The sequence below is a fragment of the Candidatus Fermentibacter sp. genome (assembly GCA_030373045.1).
Classification (GTDB): Bacteria; Fermentibacterota; Fermentibacteria; order Fermentibacterales; family Fermentibacteraceae; genus Fermentibacter.
The window spans coordinates 1-18,676 of the sequence record JAUCPW010000007.1 but is presented as its reverse complement, the minus strand read 5'-3'; the positions used below and the strand labels follow the sequence as shown (position 1 = coordinate 18,676).

Sequence of the window (18,676 nt, the reverse complement as noted above, 5' to 3'; positions counted from 1 at the left end):
GGCATGAACAGGCTGGGTCCGTCCCCCCGCAGAGGGGGTCCCTCGTCGGATGCATCGGCTCCCGGAACTACTTCCCGATGAAGGTTGGGGCGCGGTCCGGCGATCTGCCCTTCTTCACCATGTGATAGTAGGCATATGTCATGGGCCTGGCCTGGGTCAGCATGCCCGCGTCCCCGGCCTCGCCCAGGAAGAGCGTGTGGGTGCCGCAGTCGAACTTCTCGCGGATGCGGCACTCGATGAACGAAGTCGCGTGTTCCAGTACCACGGGGCATCCCGAGGAACTCGTCCTGAACGCGATTCCTTCGAACTTGTCGATGTCACGGCCCGACTTGAACCCGAACCTCCCGATGAAGGTCATCGGGGTGTCCTCCTCGAGCACGGACACGCTGAACGAACCTGCCGATCCGAGGCATTCGTGCGTGTAGTTCAGCTTGTTGATGCTTATTGCGATCGCGGCCGGTTCCGACGTGATCTGGAAGACGGTGTTGCAGATCTGCCCGTTGCGCAGTTCCGGAGATCCTGTCGCCACTATGTACATCCCGTAGCTGAGGCTGTGGAATGCGCTCCTGTCCAATGCTCACCTCCCGCCCTGGTCGCCCATCCTGCGGTGGCAGAACCACCAGTCGTAGCATTCGTACTGCTTCGTCCTCTCCTTCGCGCCGGCCTCGTCGGTGGGGGGCGGGACTATGAAGTTCCCGCCTATGAGCTCGTTCCTCGGCCAGTTGGCCGGCATGGCGACGCCGTGCTTGTCGGAGATCTGCAGGCCCTGCACCATCCGGAGTATCTCGTCCGTGTTCCGGCCAAGTTCCTGGGGGTAGTAGAGCATCGCCCTGAGGATGCCCTTGGGATCGGATATGAAGACTCCCCTGACCGTATTCGTGCCCTTCCCGCGATGTATGAGGTCGAGGGCGGAGGCCATCTCGCCGGTGTCGTCGGCGATCACGGGGAACCTTATGTCGACCGAGAGCTTCTCCCTGATCCATTCCGTCCACTTCATGTGGGAGAAGACCTGGTCTATGCTCAGCCCGATGATGTCGCAGTTGAGCGATCTGAACTCCCCGAGCCTCTTCTGGAGGGAAACGAACTCCGTCGTGCAGACAGGCGTGAAGTCGGCGGGATGGCTGAACAGGATGAACCACCTGCCGGCCTGGTCGTTGGGGATGAACATCGGACCATGCGTCGTCCTGACCCTGAACTCAGGAAACCTCTCACCTAGAAGCAGCATGCAGGCCTCCCCGGGTGCCCCGTTCCGTCATTTCCCGGCCTTGTCCGCATCCGGGGAGATCACCGATCTCACCTTTGCGATCAGGTCCACAGGCCGATAGGGCTTCTGGATGAACCCGGCGAGCCCCTTGCCCGAGAAGCGCCCCGCCGCATCCATCTCGTTGTATCCGCTCGAAAGGATGACCTTGATGTCGGGCCTGATCCTGCGGAGATCCCTGAAGGCCTCCTCCCCGTTCATGTGGGGCATGGTCATGTCCAGGAGGACCAGGTCGACCAGGCCGGGGTTCTCGCGGAAGATCTCGACGCCGTCCCTGCCGTCCACGGCGGTGAGCACGCCGAAGCCGCACTTCTCGAGGGAGAGCCGAGCGACAGTCCTCACGGTCTCCTCGTCGTCCACCACCAGCACCGTCGTCCCCCGGCCTATAACGGCCTGGTCGGTCTGCTGCTGGGGGTCCGCCGCCCTGCCGCCAATAGCCGGGAGGAGTATCTTGAAGCTGCTTCCGCGGCCCGGTTCGGAATAGACCTTGAGCGTGCCCCGGTGGCCGCGCACGATGCCCAGTACGGCCGCAAGCCCGAGGCCGCGCCCTGTGAACTTCGTGGTGAAGAACGGATCGAAGATCTTCGCACGGATCTTCTCGTCCATCCCGCATCCGGTATCGGACACCTCGAGGAACGAATAGGGGCCCTCGGGCAGGTCTTCGTCGATGTAGGTGCCCGAGAGGTAGGGCCTGTCCACATATGTCATGCCCGTGGCGATGGTGATGATCCCGCTCCGCTCGCCGATGGCCTCGGCGGCGTTCATGATCAGGTTCATCACGATCTGCCTGAGCTGTGTGGCGTCGCCTTCGATCATGTCGAGCTCGTGAGCGAGGTCGAGCCTCAGGACTACGTTCTTGGGGATGGCGGCCTGGAGGAGGTTCACCATCTCCTCTATCACCCTGTTCATGTCCACCGGCTCGACCATGAACTTGCCTCGACCCGAGTAGGCCAGGAGCTGGTTCGTCAGTTCGGCGGCCCGCAGCGCGGCTGTCTCCAGTCTCTCGATGGTCCTCCTCACCGGCGATTCCGGGGGGAGTTCCATCAGGGCCAGGCCGGCATTGCCCAGGATGCCCATGAGCAGGTTGTTGAAGTCGTGGGCGATGCCCCCCGCCAGCACGCCCAGGCTCTCGAGCTTCTGCGAGTGCTGGATCTGCCTGTCGAGCATCCGCTTCTCGTCCTCGATCCTGCGGCGGTCGGAGATGTCGCGGATGATGCCGAGCACTCCCGGCTTCCCCTGGTCGGAGATGATCGAGACGTTGAGCTCGACCGGGATCTCGGTTCCGTCGAACTTCTTGAGCACGGTCTCGTAGATGCCGGGGACCTGCCCCCCCCTGATCCTCGCGAAGTGCCGCGACACGACCTTGGCCCTCTCGGATTCGGCCACGAATTCGGAGAAGTCATGGTTGATGTAGGCCGCGGCGGGATACCCGAGCATGGCTGCGAGGGTGTCGTTGACGTACACCACCCGGCCGTCGGTGATGAGCACGATCCCGTCCTTGGCGTTCTCGGCCAGGGCGCGGTACCTCGACTCGCTGCCCTTGAGAGAGTCCTCGGTCTTCCTCTTCTCGATGACCAGGGCCGCCGCTCCGGCGAGGGTCAGCAGGGCGTCCTTCATCTTCTGGTCGATCGAACCGCCGGAATAGCTCTGCACCGTCATCACGCCGAACACCCTGTCGCCGACGGTCAGCGGAACGCCCATCCACCAGTTCGAGAGAACCCCGATGAGTTCGGTCTGCCCGTCGCTGATGTACCTGGCTATGTCCGATTCCGACAGGAAGAGGGGCTTGCCGCCGCGCAGCACCATCTCGGTGAAGCCCCTGCCGGGCTTCCTGGGCTCGGGCGGAGTGGTGTACTTGTCGACGTAGTAGGGGAACGAGAGGATGTCGTTGATGGGGTCGTAGAGGGAGATGTAGTAGTTGTCGGCCGGGACCACCTCGGAGATGATCGAGTGGATCTCGCGGTAGAGGGTGGACGAATCCATGGAGGTGAGCCCGCTTTCGATGATCCGGCGGGTCGCGTCCTGGAGCCTGGTGGAATGCCTGCGTTCGGTGACGTCGTGGGCGAACAGCACATAGCCTTCGTCACCCGCGAGCCTGGACACCGAGGTGAACCTGAACCTGGAGTCGGGGTACTCCATCTCGGAGCGGGTGAATTCTCGTCCGGCGACTGCCAGGGCCTCCCGCACGCCTTCGGGCAGCCTGGCCTCGAGCAGTTCGTCGAGACCGGGCGGAAGCGCGGGGTTGTGCCCGGGGCACATGGCGGAGGCTGCGGCCCTGTTGCCCCAGAGGATGCGGAGGTCGGGCGAGATGTGCATCACCACGTCCTCCACGCCGTCGAGGAGCATTGCCTTCTCGGCCTGGAGCCTGTCGAGGGCGAGGCTGACCTCGGTCTGCCTCGCGGTTTCCATCGTCATGCTCGTGATCTCGGCCAGGGACGCCGCCAGGACCTGGTCCTGCAGCATCCAGGGCCTCGGTCCGGACTTCGTCCTCTCGACGCAGATCACGCCGGCGACGGAGCCCTCCATGTGGATCGGTGCGTCGAGGGTCGAGGTGATGCCGCAGGGCCCGAAGTAGCCTTCCATGAACTCGGAGAACCTCGGGTCCGAAGCAACGTCGGCCGATTCGATGATCCTCTCCTTCGAGAGCATCTCGACATAGGACGGGGCCTCGAGCAGCGGCATGTCGGCCGGGGTCGCCCCGCCTTCGCGGTCTTCCAGCGCGATGCACCTCAGAGCGGGAGTGGAGCCTGCGGTTTCGAGCACCCAGATGCTCACCCTGTCGACGCTCGAGGCCTCCATTGCGGCTTCCGCGATGAACGGGAGCGCCCTGGCGAGGTCGCCCGCGGAGACGGGGGATGCAGTGGTGATCATATAGAGCGTGCGATGGAGGAGCTGGATGATCTCGCCGCTGTCCTCGGAGGGATTCATGAAGCCCGTGGCGATCGTTCCCGCGGGAAGCCCGTCCGGGCCCTCGAGCGCCCTGACGTGGAAGAACCTGCTCGATCCGTCCTCGACGATGTTCTCGGAAACCGGCCCGGAGGAGCCGCGGATGACCTCCTCCTCTATCTCGGCGATCCGCTGCCTCGTGGCGGCGAGCATGGGGGGGACGAGATCCGCGAAACGGGCGTTCTCCTCGGGCTCGGAACCGCGCCTCCTCATCCTGACGGCGCAGTCGGACGCCTCGCCTGGAATGCCGGCGGCGTCGGAAGCTCCGTCGCTGCAGGCGCGAGGTTCCTCGTCGAGCTTCTCGCTTCCCCGGGAGCGGACCATGACGCTTACATTATGAGAAAAGCGCGGAGTGTCATCCCTCGGGCCTGGCTCCACCGCCTGCCAGGACCAGCACCTTCCCCCTGCAATGCTTCACGGACAGCGTCTTCATCAGCATCGAACGCCGACCGTCCTCGAGTATCCACATCCTGCCCGGAGCCGAGAGCGGCACCGCATCAGCGCATTCGAATACCGCTGCGACGACCCCCCCGGGGCTGTCGAGCCTGACCCTTTCGGGCCTGGCGAGTATGGCGGCCCTTCCGGCGAGCCTCGCAGACCATGTTCCGCAGACTGTTCCCTCGGACATGCGCCCCCCTTTCGGGGGTAATATGGAGGGCGAGTCAGGCGATGTAAACACCTGTTCACGGCCCGAGCATCTCCCTGATCTCGTAGAGAAGGTGCTGGGCCTCCCGGGGCGAAATGGAATCCGGGGAGATGCCGCGAAGGATCTCCATCAGACCATCCGGCGGGGTGTCGAAATCCATCGTCATCTGGTCGTCGCGGGTCTCTCCCGGCACTCCGCCCTTCTCGAGGCGGGCGAGTATCCTGGCCGCCCTTGCCGAGACCTGGGGCGGCACACCCGCCATCGAGGCCACATGGATGCCGTAGGACCTGTCGGAAGGCCCTTCGGCGGCCCTGTAGAGGAAGACGATGCCCTGGCGAGTCTCGCGGACGGGGACATTTATGTTGGCACAATTCCTGAGATCGGAGGGGAGTCTCGTCAGCTCGTGGTAGTGTGTCGCGAACACGACCAGTGGACGGTGGACAGGACTGTCGTGCAGGCTCTCGATTATGGCCCACGCGAGGGCGAGGCCGTCGAACGTGCTCGTCCCCCTGCCGATCTCGTCCATCACCGCGAAGCTCTCGGGGGTCGACTGGTTGAGCACGGCTGCGGCATCCGCCATCTCGAGCAGGAAGGTGGACTGCCCCCTGGCGATCCTGTCCGCGGAGCCGATACGCGTGAAGAGCCTGTCCACGGGTGAGAAGACGAACGAGGTCGCCGGGACGAACGATCCGGCCTGCGCCATCACCAGGGTCTGGGCGGCCTGCCGGAGCAGGGTCGACTTCCCCGCCATGTTGGGCCCGGTGACTATCAGTATCCTCCGGTCGGCGTCCATCCTGAGGGAGTTGGGCACGCAGTCCCCGGGGGGCAGGATGACGTCGAGCACGGGATGGCGCCCGTCCTCGAGGCGGAAGCACGGCGGATCGGCCAGGACCGGCCTGGTGTAGGACCTCTCCCCCGCCAGGATCGCCATGCCGCAGAGCGCGTCCAGCCTCGAGAGGAGGGCGCCGGTGCGCCTTATCCGGGAGGCTCCGGCGGCCACCCTCGACCTGAGGCCATCGAAGATCGTCCTCTCCAGCTCGGCTATGCCCTCCTCGGCCCGGAGCAGCTTCACCTCCATCTCGTGGAGACCGGGGGTCGTGTACCTCTCGCTTGTCGCCAGGGTCTGCCGCCGCACGAACCGTTCCGGCACCTGGCCCGCCATGCTCCGCGGAACCTCTATGAAGTATCCGAAGACGCGGTTGTATCCTATCGAAAGCCTCTGGATGCCGGTCGCCGCGCGTTCCGTCTCCTCCATGGCGGCCATCCAGCTCCTGCCGCCGTGCCGCGCCTCCCTCAGCTCGTCCAGCTCACCGGACACGCCCTTCGCGATCGTGTCGCCGTCGCCCGGCCGGGCGGGCGGGTCCGGGGCGATGGTCGATCCGATATCGTCCCCGATGTCGTCCAGCGTATCCATCGCCGATACCTCGCACAAGAGCTCCGAGGAGAACGACGACAGATCCCGGGCGAGCGAGGGCAGCAGCGCGGCGGTCGCGCCTATCGCATGCAGGTCCCGCGGCCCGCTCTTGAGAGTGAGCAGGCGTCCGGCCTGCCTCTCGAGGTCGCAGAAGGACGAGAGCATGCCCGAGAGCGTCCCGCAGCGGCCCGAGAGCAGGAGCTCCTCCACTGCGTCATGCCTGGCCCTCGTCTCCCGGGCCGCCCTGGGAGGGGACAGCAGCCAGTTCCTGTAGGTCCTTCCGCCGCCGGGCGTCGCGGTCCTGTCCGTCGCGTCGGCGAGCACCGCCTGGCGGTCGGGGCCCGCGGTGTCGACGAGATCGAGCGCAAGGGCGCTCCTGGCGTCGATCACCATGATGTCGCCGGCGCTGTATAGCCCTGTGAACTCCACCTTCGAGGCGATGTTCCGCTTGACGTCCTCGACGTACGACAGCAGGGCGCCCACGGCTCCGAGCGGTGCAGGCGACTCCTCCAGCCCCAGGCCCCCCAGGGCCGTCACCCCGAGCCTTCTCTTCACGGCCTCCGCGGCCGCCGCCTGCCCGAAGCGCCAGTCCTCGAGCCTCGTGGTCGAGACGGATCCTGGCGGCTCCACGGTGGAACTCTCGGCCAGCAGCAGTTCTCTCGGGGTTCTGCGTGAAATCTCCTCGAGGACCGCCTCCATGGATCCGGCGAAAGCCCCGGCCGATCCCGTCGAAAGGTCGCAGAATGCCGCAGCCCATTCGGACCCGGCCGAGTGGACTGAGCAGAGCAGGGCCGTCTCCCTCTCCCCCAGGGCCTGCCCGGCCACAAGGGTCCCCGGGGTGACTATCTCGGTGACCTCGCGCCGGACCAGTTTCTTCGCCTTGGCGGGGTCCTCGGTCTGTTCGCAGATCGCCACCTTCAGGCCGGCCCGGATCAGCCTCGGCAGGTAGTTGTCGAGGGCGTGGACCGGGAAGCCGGCGAGGGGTACCCTCTCCCCCGTCTCCCTGTCCAGGTCGCGGGACGTCAGTGTGATCCCGAGGGTCCTGGAGAGGATCGCGGCATCCTCGAAGAAGGTCTCGAAGAAGTCGCCCATCTGGAAGAGGAGCAGCTTGCCGGGGTGCCTCTCCCGCTCACTCCGGTACTGCTGCATCAGAGGGGTGTTCAACGCCTCCCGGCCTCCTCCATCGCCCTGTCGTAGACATCCCTGGGGAGGATCGAGGACCGGCATTCCATCGTGCCCGTCCTGCAGCGGAGCCCGCCGTGCCTGTGGCACGGGCTGCACGGCGCGGAGGGTCCGAACGAGCCCTCGGCAGGCCAGAATCCCAGCACGGGGGATGTGGAGGTGAACACCACGAGCGTGGGCACGCCCAGAGCCCGGGAGACGTGCGCCGGGCCCGAATCGGGGGAGATCACGAGATGCTGCCTCTCGAGAACGTCCAGGAGCCCGGCGATGCCGCCCCCGCCGGCGTATGCCGACACCGCGGGCCTTCTCACGGAGGATGCGGTCGCGGCTATCTCGGATGCGTCCTCCGGACCTCCCGCGAGCGTCACTCGGGCGCCCTCGAGATCGATGAAGAGCCTGGCCAGTTCGGCGACGACTCCGCGGGGCAGGCTCTTCATGGGCCAGCGCCCGCCGCAGACCAGCGCCACGTGGAATCCGTCGCCGGGCACGGCCGCTCTCGTCAGCACAGGCGGCGGGGACGACTCGAATCCCGCCACCCGGGCGAAGTCGAGTGCCCTCGGAGGCATGGATGCGCCTCCCGCGAGCGCTTCCCGCCTCAGCCGCCTGTCGGTTGCGAAACGCGGCACCTCGCGGGGCCAGGTGCCGAGCCGTGTCGTGAGGTTCCCCTGGAGGTCCACCACCCTGTCCGGCCCGAATGCCGCCATCTCCCGGCGGATGGCCCTCCAGGCGTTGCTCCGGGGTACTCCGGCACATGCGATCCCGGTCCCGAAGCGCTCCGCGACGGGCAGATACTCCTCCGCGGTGATGAACAGCGTGGAGTTGTAGCGGGCGCAGAACGATGCCACGGGCTGGCAGAGCACCACGTCCCCGAGGGAGTGGAGCCTCAGGATGGCCGCCCTCTCAGACGGTGTCCGAGAACTGGAGGTCATACAGCCTTCTGTACCTGCCGTCGGCCTTCATGAGGGCGTCGTGCGTCCCGCTCTCGACTATGCGGCCGGCCTCGAGGAAGAGGATCCTGTCTGCGCGGCGTATCGTGCTGAGCCTGTGGGCGATTATCAGGGCGGTCCTGCCCGAGACGAGGCTCTCTATGGCCCTCTGGACCAGCCTCTCGGATTCGGTGTCGAGGGAGGATGTAGCCTCGTCGAGGACGAGGATGGCCGGATCCTTCAGGATGGCACGCGCGATCGCGAGCCTCTGGCGCTGGCCGCCCGAGAGAGTGACCCCCCGCTCCCCTATGTCGGTGTCGAATCCCTCGGGCATCTCGTCCACGAAATCCAGGATGTTCGCGGCGGCGGCCGCCTCCCTGACACGCTGGAGGGGGATGTCGGCCCTGCCGTATGCGATGTTGTTCCTGACCGTGTCGTTGAAGAGCACGGTCTCCTGGGTCACCACGCCGACGAGGGCCCTCAGCGAGGAGAGGGAGATGTCCCTGAGGTCGGTGCCGTCGAGGAGCACCCTTCCCTCCGAAGGATCCATGAATCTGGGAAGCAGGTCGGCGAGGGTGCTCTTGCCGGCGCCGCTCGGCCCGACCAGCGCGACCACCTCCCCCGCGCGCAGCGTGAGGTCGATCCCGTGCAGGACCTCCTCCCTGTCGTAGGCGAAGCTCACGTTCTCGAACACCACCGACTCGCAGAAGCCCCGGGCCTCGACCGGATCCGGAGACTGGACCACGGAAGGCCTCTCGTCGAGTATCGCGAACACCCTGTCGCTGGATGCGAGGCCTGCCTGGATCCTGGTGATCGACTTGCTCAGATCCTTCACGGGGTCCATCATGGAGAGGGCCGCGCCCAGGAACACGAAGAACTGGCCCTGGGTCATGCCGCCGCCGCCCAGGACCTCGTTCCCGCCGTACCAGAAGATCAGCGCGCTGGCTCCGACCCCGATGATCTCAGTGAGCGGGCCGGCGAGGGACTTGAGCCTCTGGAGCGACGTCTCGAACCTGGCGTGCGACCTGAGTATCCTGTCGAACCTGCCCTGCTCGAATCCCTCCATCGAGAAGGCCTTCACCACGCGTATGCCCAGCGATGACTCCTGGAGGACCGACGCGAAGTCGGCCATCTTCTCCTGGGCCTTGTGGCTCTTCCTCCTCAGCCTCTTCCCCAGGGCGCCTATCGCGATGGCGCTCGGGGGCAGGACGGCGAGGGTCACGAGCGTAAGCTTCCAGGAGGCCATCAGGGCTATCGCAAGGAAGACGCCGAGCAGGACGGCCTGCTTCGCCACGTTGACCATGGCCTCGGATATCGCGCCCTTCAGCCTGTCCACGTCGGCCGTCATCCTGCTCAGGAGTTCGCCGATCCGGCTCCTGGCGAAGTATTCGAGATCGAGCCCGAGGATGTGGCCGAAGAGCGCCCTGCGGAGGTCGAAGAGCACGCCCTGCTCGACCCTGGCCAGGAAGAAGGTCTGGAGGACTGCAGCTATGTTCTTGAAAACTATCAGGATGACGATGAAGGCAATCACCAGCGCCAGGGACTCCTGCGGCGGGGCCTCGCGGAGCGCGGCCCGGGCGGCCTCGCCTGCTTCGGAGAAACCGTCGGCCGCCCCGGACACGTCCAGGGAGCCGAGTCTGGAGAAAGCGGCATCCGCAGGCGTGAGGACCTCGGTCCGTACGATCTCCTCCAGAGTCCTGCCCGACGAACCTCCCGTTTCGCTGCCAAGGACGTCGTCGAAGACGGGGAGGATCATGCCGATGGATGCGCCGCTCGACAGCGCGTAGACCACGGCGCAGACCATCGCCACGGCCACGGTGCCCGAGTAGGGCTTCACGAAGCCCAGAAGCCTCCTTGCGTTCCCCCGGCGTCCGTCGGCCAACGCTCTCCTTCCTGCGAACGGGATGCGCTCGATGCAGCCCCGAACATAAGGACTGGGCATCCTCCGGGCATGCCTCTTGACGCCGGGGCTCCTGCCGGATACGCTCTTTACATGATCATGCAGTTGCTCTTCCTCGCCCTGCCCGCCCAGCCCCCGGCGATCACCGAGGTCATGGCGAATCCGCTCGACGAGGACAATGCCGAGTTCGTCGAGATCTGCAACCCATCACCCCTTCCGGTCGACCTCCTGGGGTACTCGATCACCGACGGCGACGCCATCGATGTCATCGAACCGTGGGACGAGACGGCCTACGGGGTCTTCCCCGACACCGACGCCGTGGCGGGGTCGACGACCGTTCCGGCCGGGGGTTACGCCGTCCTGCTCGAGACGGGCTACGTGCTCGCGCCGGCATACGACTTCCCGCCGGGCACCGTCATCCTCACCACCGGCGACGCGGCCCTGTGCAACGGCCTGGCCGCCCCGTCCGACCCGCTCACGCTGTTCGATCCCGCCGGCACCGCCGACAGCAACGCAGTCTCCACGTACGGCACCCCGGTTCCGTCCGACATCTGGTCCGAACGCGACGACGACGGCCTCGACGGCATCCCTTTCGATCCCGGCGACGGCATGAGCGTCGAGCGCTCGTCCTCCTCCATGCCCGACGACGAGGCGAGCTGGGTCGAGGGCCCGCCGGGGGGCACGCCGGGGGCCGGATGCGGCTCGCAGGGCGGGCCCGACCTCTCCTGCACCGGCGTTTCGGCTTCCGACCAGCAGCCCGGCCCCGGAGTCCCCTTCACCGCTTCCGCGGTCTTCCTCTATGCCGGGCCGTCCCCGTGTCCCGCCGGCACGATCTCGCTCTTCGTCGACTTCGACGCCGACTCCCTCCCGGGAGCCGCCGACATCATCCTCGCAACGGCCGACGCCGCCGGCATGCTGCCCGGAAGCCGCGACACCATCTCCGCGTCGGTGTCGCTCGAAACCGGGTGGTTCTGCATCACGGGCCTCTCGGAATGCGAAGCCGACACTCTCGGTCAGAACGACGCATCGTCCGTCTGCGTCTCCCCCGGCGGCGGTGTCGCACCGGTCGTGACCGAAGTCATGGCGAACCCCTCCGACGAAGACTGCGAGGAGTTCATCGAGATCCTCTACACCGGGCCCGGCGCGTACCCCCTCTCGGGCTCCTCGATCACCGACGGCGATGCGCTCGACACCGTAGTGCCCTGGCAGGGCGGACCTCCACCCGGGACTAGGGTCTCCCAGTGGCTCCCCTCGGGGGGAGTCGCCCTGGTGATAGACCCCGAGTACGTCCTCGGGTCGATGCCCTACGATCCCCCCGAGTCGACGGTGGTCGCCACGGTGGCGAACACGACGATCGGCAGCGGACTCACGGCCGACGACCCCGTCACCCTGTACGGCCCCTGGGGCACCGGCTCAGACGATGTCCAGTCCACCTACGGCACGCCCGTCCCGTCGGAGGATCCGCTCCAGCGCGATGACGACGGGCTCGACGGCATCCCGTTCGACCCGGGCGACGGCTTCTCCGCCGAGCGCATCCATCCCGCCGGGCCCGACGCCGGGTTCAACTGGCAGGCCTCCGCTGCTGGCGGCTCGCCGGGTGTCGCGCCCGAGTCCCCCGACACCCTCGACCTCTGCGTTGCAGGCATCGGCATCATCCCCGTGGTGAACCTCTCCCGCGCAGAAACCGTCACCGTGGAGGCCTTCGTGTACAACTGCGGCTCGCTGCCTGCCGCGGGAGCCGTGCTGGAGTTCTTCGTCGACCTCGACGCCGACTCCTCGTCATCGCCCGGGGAGGTGCAGGCGGCGCTCGCCGTGCCCTATTCCATGCCGGGGCAGACCGACACTCTCTCGGCGGTGATCGACCTCGACGACGGCTGCTGGCTGCTGGGCGCGACTTCCCTGCTGGCGGGGGATGCCGATCCGTCCAACGACACGGCCCTCGGGGCCTTCTCGTCCGGCGAATGCCCTGCGCCTGCCATCTCCGAAGTCGTGTGCAACCCCGTCGACGAGGACACCGACGAGTACGTCGAACTCTGGTTCCCGGGCCCCGGAGTCTTCGATCTCGAGGGGTGCCGCATCTGCGACGGCGACGCGCTGGACGTGGTCACGCAATGGGGCGTGGGGGATCTGGCCGACCCGGATGCCTCCACAGGGCGGTTCATGCCCCCGGGTTCCCATGCCGTCATCCTCGATCCCGAGTACGCGCAGGGGGCGCAGCCCTGGAACTTCGCCCCGGGCACCGTGGTCGCCACGGTCTCGAACACCACTCTCGGCGACGGCCTGGCTGGTACCGATCCGGTGCTTCTCTACTCGGCAGCCGGCACTGACACGTCCTGCGTCCTCAGCACCTATGGCACTCCTCTGCTCTCCGAAGACCCTCTCTCCTGCGACGACGACGGCCTCGACTCGATCCCGTTCAACCCCGGCGAAGGCCTGGCCGTACATCGCATCGTGCCCTCGGGGCCAGACTACGAGAGCAACTGGGTCGCATCCGACCCCACCCCCGGCGGCGCCCCCCCGGGAGTCGAGACGGGGCTGGACTTCTCGCCCGTCGCCCTCGACCTCGAGCCTCCCTTCGGCGAGGACGGCACGATGGTCTCGCTCTCGGCATCTGTCGCCAACCTGGGCGCAGAACAGGCCTCGCAGGGCGAGCTCGAGGCGTGGCTCTACGAAGACCTCGATTTCTCGGGCTCACCGTCGCCATCCGAGATCATCCTCTCCCTGCTGCCGGATCCCCCCGCCCCCGGCGACTCGGTGGAGATCGCCACCTCGTGGCCGGCTCCGGGCACGGCCATGACCGTGGGCATCTACACGGTCTGCGCCGGTGACACCACGGTCTCGGACGACTCCCTGTCGATGGTCTGGAACAGGCCGTACGACCTAGTCATCAACGAGATCATGTACCATCCGGCCCCCGGCGATCCCGAATGGATCGAGCTCTCCAACACTTCGGCCGACAGCCTCGACATCTCCGGTCTGATGCTCTCCGACTCGCACGAGGAGGTAGCGATCACCGATTCGTCCGTCTTCATCGAGCCGGACGGTTTCATTGTCGTCACATCCGACAGCTCGGCCTTCCGCGAAGTCTGGCCCGGGCTCGGCTGTCCCGTCATAGAGCCCCCGTCGTGGCCGGCACTCAACGACCAGACCCAGCCCGGGGAGGAATACGCCGACGACGTGAGGCTGACCCTTCCCGGCGGTCAGGGCGCCGACATGGTCCCTTACGACGATTCGTGGGGCGGCGGCGCCGGCATCAGCCTCGAGAAGATCGATCCCGGGGCACGCGGATGGCTGCCCGGGAGCTGGAGTTCCTGCACGGGCGACGCGACTCCGGGTGCGCAGAACTCCGTCTACAGCCCCGGATCGGGTCCGCAGGGCTTCCTGTCGTACTGGCCCGACCCCTTCTCGCCCGACGGCGACGGGATTGACGACGTCCTGACGATCACCGTGCAGGGCGAGGGCGAGGCATCTCTCGAGATCTTCAACGTGCAGGGCCGCAGCCTGCGTGTCCTGGCGGACGGTGCGCCTTCCGGCGGCCAGTACACCGCCGTCTGGGACGGCCTCGACGCCGACGGCTGGAGGCTCCCGGTGGGCCGCTACATAATCCTGGCAAGACTGGAGAAGCCGGACGGGGAGGTCAGGGAGAAGGCTGCCGTCGTGGTCCTCGCCCGGCATCTCTAGCATCGGCATTCGGTATCCGGCATTCGGTATCCGGCATTCGGCTTCCGGCATTCGGTATCCGGCATTCGGTTTCCGGAGCGGCAATGGGGCAATTCGGCTTCCGGCATCCGGACGCCGGATGCCCAAAGAAAGGGGCCGCCCGCAGGCGGCCCCCCGTCATGTCCCGGTCCGGACTACTCGGCCGCGGCGCCCTTGTAGAGCTCGCCCTTCTCGTGGCGGGCCCGTAGCTTCGCGAGCATGTCCGCGGACATCGCGTCGAGGTCCCAGGCGGGCGCCCAGCCCCACTCCTGCCTCGCGGCGGAGTCGTCGATGCTGGTGGGCCAGGAATCGGCGATCTTCTGCCTGAAATCCGGCTCGTACGTGCAGGTGAAGCCCGGCACGTGCCTCTTGATGTTCGCCGCCAGCTCGCCAGCGGTGAACGACATTGCACCCAGGTTGAAGTCGTTGTAATGCTTGAGTTTCGAGAATTCGGCCTCGGCGAGGTCCATCGTGGCCTTGATGCAGTCCGGCATGTACATCATGGGCAGCGCGGTGTCCTCGCGGACGAAGCACTTGTACGATCCCTGCTCGACGGCCTTGTAGTAGATCTCGACCGCGTAGTCGGTGGTGCCGCCGCCCGGGAGCGTCTCGGCCGAGATGATGCCGGGATACCTGAGGCCGCGTGCGTCGACTCCGAACCTGCGCACGTAGTAGTCCGCCAGCAGCTCGCCGGCGACCTTCGTCACGCCGTACATCGTGCGGGGCTTCAGGACCGTCTCCTGAGGGGTGCCGTGGCGGGGAGTCTCAGGCCCGAATGCGGCGATCGAGCTCGGGATTATCACGCGCGCCATCTCGTAGTCCCGCGCGGCCTCGAGGACGTTGATGGTTCCGTTCATGTTGACGTCCCAGCACATCTGCGGGTTCTTCTCGCCCACGGCCGAGAGGATGGCGGCCATGTGGAACACCGTGTCGATCTCGTGCCTGCGTATCACGACGTCGAGGCTGGCGCGCTTGGTGACGTCGATGAAGTAGAAGGGGCCGGATTCCGTGAGTTCCTTCGAAGGAGCGGTCTTGCGGCCCGTCGCGACCACGTTCTCCGCTCCGTAGCGCTGGCGGAGCGCAAGCGTCAGCTCGCTGCCTATCTGGCCCACCGCTCCGGTTACTAGGATTCTCTTGATGCTCTTGGCCATATCCACCCTTTCGGACGCTGGGTTCCGGCTCAGTCGCCGGGACGGAGGAGGGAAACGGACTGTATTCTCGTACCCACGGTGAGCCTGTCAAGTATCGGATCCCCTTCCGATACCGACGCGAAGGCCGTGTACCGGCAGTCGAGCCTGTCGTGGTCGTCGAGCATGATGAAGAACTGGCTCCCGCCCGTGTCGAGGCCCGAGTCGGCCATCCCGACCACGCCGCGCCGGAAGCGCACGAGGCTCCTCTCGTTGGGGAGGTCGAAGCCCGGGCCGCCATAGCCGTTGCCCTGCGGGCATCCCGCCTGGGCCACGAAGCCGGGGATCACCCTGTGGAACCACAGCCCGTCGTAGAAGCCGGACATGGAGAGCCAGCAGAATGCCCGGCAGGTCGCCGGGGCGATGTCCGTCAGGAGAGTGAGCGTGATGTCGCCCTCGTCTGTGCGGATCACGGCCCTGTCGTATCCCCCGGAGTCCGCCGCCGCGTCGGGGATCCCCGGGCGCCCGTGCAGGGAATCCTCGATCCCCAGCATCGCGCACGCCGCCTCCCGCAGGTCCCTGTCGTCCCTGGTCGCAAGCAGGCTGCGCGCCCGTTCGGAAGCCGAGGCCGTGTCGCCCGAGGCCGCGATGCTCTCGAGGTAGGAGACGGTGACGAGCCAGTACGGATCGGTCATCAGCGACCTGTCCATCGCTTCATCCACCGGCAGGCCCGACGAGAGCCATGCCTGCTCCGCCGCGAGCCTGCGGCCCGGATCGGGGCTGCCCATGAGTTCGTGCAGCAGGTCCCTGTCCTCCGCGCCAAGCATGGCCGCAGCCTGGTCCCCCACCGGCCCGGGTATGGAGGAGAGCCCGCGGATCGCCTCGTCAGCGCCGGGCAGCCCTGCCTCGCGCATCCTCGAAGCCGCGCGCAGCGCAACGTATGGCACCGTGTCGCCGAGCAGGGGCGGAAGCAGGGCTGGATCGGCCCTCCCTGCGGCCTCGAACCTCACCGCCCAGAGCGGATCCGAGAGCAGCGGACCGAGGGCGGTGACGGGAAGTGCCCTGGCCGCATAAACCCTCGCCAGGGGCGGCATCGCGGAGATGCCCTCCGGCTGGATCCCGCGGCCCGTTTCGGCCAGATACCTCGCGAGAGGCGCCGTGAGGCTCCGCACGGCGGGGCTGTCCTCCAGCCCGCCTGCGCCCAGCCTTCCGTAGACCTGCATCGCCAGGCGCACGGTCTCTTCGGGGAGGCCGTCTAGTTCTCCCCGGACCAGGCTGTCCACCAGCACCGGCAGGGTCGGCTGCCCGCCCCTGGCGAACTCGTGGAGCATGCGCATCATCAGGGACTCCACGGCCTGCCCCGGCTCCACGCGTTCGAGCATCTCCGGAGAAGGCTCCCCCGCACCGAACTCGAGAAGCCATGGCTCGGGGCCGGTTGAAAGGGGTTCCCCCGCCGACCACGAGGCCCAGGAGGCCGTCCTCGCATATCCGCCCTCGAGCGAGAGCAGTTCTTCGATCACGTTCTCCATCCCGTCGGCATGGAGCCCGGTCCTGGCGTAGACCTCCGCCATGCCGAGAAGGGTCTGGAGGTCGGCAGGATCGCTACCAGGAGCCATCGCAACCACCACCATGAGAAGGGCCGTCATCGTTCTTCCTCTTCGGTGTCATCCCCACCGTCGGCCTCCAGCGATTCCAGGAAGCTCCTCACGAGAACCTCCGCCCTGCCCAGGTCGCCATCCCTGACGAGGACATAGCCCCAGGCCGGGTTGAAGACCCGGGCGATGCCGTCGTACATCGGTATCTGCCTGCTCTGCAGGGCGGACTCGATGCCCTCCGCCGCCAGCATGGCCTGCACGGACAGCGCCTCTATCTCGTTGGAGGCCGTGTGCACCCTCACCAGGTCCTGATTCGAGAGATCGACCGTTTCATCGGGGATCATATCATCCTCCGCGGACATGCCCTGTCGTTCCGGTTTGCAGTATCATAGCTCCGAAGGGGGTGCCCCGCCGGGCTGAGATCATACCCCGAGGAACCTGATCCGGGTAATGCCGGCGAAGGGAAGTGCGGTATCCGGGCAGAGCGCCGCGGCCCGGGAAGGGATCCCAGGTGGAGAACATCATCGACGCTGCGAGGAAGGGCGAAGGCCATCCCTCGATTGACGCGGTCGCGCGCCGCGAGGGCCTCGGCTCGTCCCTGATCATCGAAGGCATTACTGAAGGTTCGATCGTGATCCCCTGCTCGAACGCCTCCGAGAGGGCGAAACCCTGCGGGGTCGGCAGGGGCCTGTCGGTGAAGGTCAATGCCAACATCGGCAGCTCCGCCGACATGGAGTCGGTCGACTCGGAACTCGGGAAGCTCGACACGGCCGTCCGCTTCGGTGCCGACACGGTGATGGACCTCTCCACCGGGCCCCGCTGGCGCGAGATCCTGGCCCGCATCTCGCAGGCCAGCCCGGTGCCGCTTGGAACCGTTCCTCTCTACCAGGTCTTCGGCGAGGTGCTCGAGGGCGGCGGCCAAGCGGGCGACGTGGAGCCCGACGCCATGTTCGGGGCGGTCGAGGACCACTGCAGGCTGGGCGTGGACTTCCTGACCCTGCACTGCGGAGTCACACGCAGGGCCGTGGAGCTGCTCAGGCATCAGGGCAGGAAGCTGGGCATCGTCTCGCGGGGCGGCGCCCTGATGGCGGAGTGGATGGCCTCGAGGAAGGCCGAGAATCCCTTCTACGAGCGTTTCGACGACCTGATCGACATCCTGCGCAGGTACGACGCAACCTTCTCACTGGGAGACGGACTGCGGCCGGGAAGCCTGGCCGACGCCTCCGACCGCGCCCAGATAGAGGAGCTTGTCACCCTGGGCGAGCTCCAGCAGAGAGCATTCGCCGCGGGCGTCCAGGTGATGATCGAGGGCCCGGGCCATGTTCCCATGGACCAGATCGAGCACAACATCCGCCTCCAGAAGACCCTTTGCAGCGGCGCGCCGTTCTACGTCCTGGGGCCGCTCGTGACGGACATAGCTCCGGGCTACGACCACATCACCTCGGCCATCGGAGGGGCCATGGCGGCATGGTTCGGAGCCGACTTCCTGTGCTACGTCACCCCCGCCGAGCACCTCAGACTGCCCGACGTCGACGACGTGCGCACTGGCACGGTGGCGGCGAGGATCGCCGCGCACGCCGCGGATGTGGCGAGGGGCAGGAAGGGCGCCAGGGACAGGGACGACGCCATGGCCCTCGCCCGCGCATCCTTCGACTGGGAGAGGCAGTTCGCGCTGGCCGTCGATCCGGAGAAGGCCTGCACCGAGCGGCGCAGGGCCATGCCCTCGGATACCGACGTCTGCTCGATGTGCGGAAGGCTCTGCGCGGTGAAGACCAGCCGCCGCGCGCTGGAATCGGTATCCGGTGACCGGCATCCGGTGTCCGGAGAACGGAGCAACAAGTAGCCGGCGTCCGGCATCCGGCGTCCGGCATCCGGAGAACAGAGCGGCAAGCAGCCGGCGTCAGGCGTCCGGTGGTCGGCATCCGAAAACCAGGGTGCGGACGCTGGATTTAGCCCTATTATCGCTCCGGATACCGGAAA

Annotated in this window: 12 protein-coding genes and 1 riboswitch; of the genes, 2 read left to right on the top strand and 10 right to left on the bottom strand. The window is 66.9% G+C overall.

Annotation, left to right across the window (positions count from 1 at the left end; all coding sequences use genetic code 11):
* Nucleotides 1-67: 67 nt before the first annotated feature.
* From QUS11_02160 to QUS11_02130, 7 genes are read right to left on the bottom strand one after another with little or no spacing between them, the layout of a single operon-like run.
* Nucleotides 68-574, bottom strand: a complete 507-nt coding sequence (locus tag QUS11_02160) for a flavin reductase family protein (protein ID MDM7992096.1) — start codon at nucleotides 572-574, stop codon at nucleotides 68-70.
* A 3-nt stretch (nucleotides 575-577) separates the two neighbouring features.
* Nucleotides 578-1,225, bottom strand: coding sequence for a peroxiredoxin (locus QUS11_02155; GenBank protein MDM7992095.1), 648 nt, complete (start codon nucleotides 1,223-1,225; stop codon nucleotides 578-580).
* Nucleotides 1,226-1,252: 27 nt separating this feature from the next.
* Nucleotides 1,253-4,531, bottom strand: coding sequence for a PAS domain S-box protein (locus tag QUS11_02150; GenBank protein ID MDM7992094.1), 3,279 nt, complete (start codon nucleotides 4,529-4,531; stop codon nucleotides 1,253-1,255).
* A 31-nt stretch (nucleotides 4,532-4,562) separates the two neighbouring features.
* A complete protein-coding gene (locus tag QUS11_02145; protein ID MDM7992093.1) occupies nucleotides 4,563-4,835 on the bottom strand; it encodes a hypothetical protein in 273 nt (90 codons plus the stop codon).
* A 55-nt stretch (nucleotides 4,836-4,890) separates the two neighbouring features.
* Entirely contained in the window at nucleotides 4,891-7,431 is a 2,541-nt protein-coding gene (mutS, locus tag QUS11_02140; GenBank protein MDM7992092.1) for a DNA mismatch repair protein MutS, read from the bottom strand.
* The gene (locus QUS11_02135) at nucleotides 7,428-8,378 is read right to left on the bottom strand and encodes a glycosyltransferase family 9 protein (protein ID MDM7992091.1); all 951 of its coding nucleotides are present in this window, start codon (nucleotides 8,376-8,378) and stop codon (nucleotides 7,428-7,430) included. Before QUS11_02135 ends, mutS begins: the two co-directional genes overlap by 4 nt.
* Complete coding sequence (locus QUS11_02130) at nucleotides 8,350-10,257, bottom strand: ABC transporter ATP-binding protein (protein ID MDM7992090.1); 1,908 nt, start codon at nucleotides 10,255-10,257, stop codon at nucleotides 8,350-8,352. The genes QUS11_02135 and QUS11_02130 overlap by 29 nt, the downstream gene beginning before the upstream one ends.
* 69 nt (nucleotides 10,258-10,326) lie before the next feature.
* On the opposite strand from QUS11_02130, the gene QUS11_02125 reads away from it, so the two are divergent.
* On the top strand, nucleotides 10,327-13,956 hold the full coding sequence (locus QUS11_02125) for a lamin tail domain-containing protein (GenBank protein ID MDM7992089.1): 3,630 nt from the start codon (nucleotides 10,327-10,329) through the stop codon (nucleotides 13,954-13,956).
* Nucleotides 13,957-14,129: 173 nt separating this feature from the next.
* On the opposite strand, the gene QUS11_02120 is transcribed toward QUS11_02125, so the two are convergent.
* Genes QUS11_02120 through QUS11_02110 form a run of 3 tightly spaced genes read right to left on the bottom strand, consistent with a single transcriptional unit; the run spans nucleotide 14,130 to nucleotide 17,040 of the window.
* A complete protein-coding gene (locus QUS11_02120) occupies nucleotides 14,130-15,125 on the bottom strand; it encodes an NAD-dependent epimerase/dehydratase family protein (GenBank protein ID MDM7992088.1) in 996 nt (331 codons plus the stop codon).
* Nucleotides 15,126-15,154: 29 nt separating this feature from the next.
* Nucleotides 15,155-16,747 (bottom strand): peptidylprolyl isomerase, encoded by a 1,593-nt coding sequence (locus tag QUS11_02115; GenBank protein MDM7992087.1) that lies wholly within the window; start codon nucleotides 16,745-16,747, stop codon nucleotides 15,155-15,157.
* A complete protein-coding gene (locus QUS11_02110; protein MDM7992086.1) occupies nucleotides 16,744-17,040 on the bottom strand; it encodes a hypothetical protein in 297 nt (98 codons plus the stop codon). Before QUS11_02110 ends, QUS11_02115 begins: the two co-directional genes overlap by 4 nt.
* 45 nt (nucleotides 17,041-17,085) lie before the next feature.
* Nucleotides 17,086-17,178: riboswitch (TPP riboswitch) on the top strand.
* A 29-nt stretch (nucleotides 17,179-17,207) separates the two neighbouring features.
* Here QUS11_02110 and thiC point away from each other — a divergent pair.
* Nucleotides 17,208-18,539 carry a phosphomethylpyrimidine synthase ThiC gene (gene thiC, locus QUS11_02105; protein MDM7992085.1) on the top strand — a complete coding sequence of 444 codons (1,332 nt, stop codon included), beginning with the start codon at nucleotides 17,208-17,210 and terminating at the stop codon, nucleotides 18,537-18,539.
* Nucleotides 18,540-18,676 lie beyond the last annotated feature (137 nt).

Coding starts and splice junctions, on each gene's coding strand:
- QUS11_02150 (MDM7992094.1), bottom strand. CDS start 4,531: ATGGTCCGCTCCCGGGGAAGCGAGAAGCTCGACGAGGAACCTCGCGCC.
- QUS11_02110 (MDM7992086.1), bottom strand. CDS start 17,040: ATGATCCCCGATGAAACGGTCGATCTCTCGAATCAGGACCTGGTGAGG.
- QUS11_02155 (MDM7992095.1), bottom strand. CDS start 1,225: ATGCTGCTTCTAGGTGAGAGGTTTCCTGAGTTCAGGGTCAGGACGACG.
- QUS11_02135 (MDM7992091.1), bottom strand. CDS start 8,378: ATGACCTCCAGTTCTCGGACACCGTCTGAGAGGGCGGCCATCCTGAGG.
- QUS11_02120 (MDM7992088.1), bottom strand. CDS start 15,125: ATGGCCAAGAGCATCAAGAGAATCCTAGTAACCGGAGCGGTGGGCCAG.
- QUS11_02115 (MDM7992087.1), bottom strand. CDS start 16,747: ATGACGGCCCTTCTCATGGTGGTGGTTGCGATGGCTCCTGGTAGCGAT.
- QUS11_02145 (MDM7992093.1), bottom strand. CDS start 4,835: ATGTCCGAGGGAACAGTCTGCGGAACATGGTCTGCGAGGCTCGCCGGA.
- QUS11_02125 (MDM7992089.1), top strand. CDS start 10,327: ATGCCTCTTGACGCCGGGGCTCCTGCCGGATACGCTCTTTACATGATC.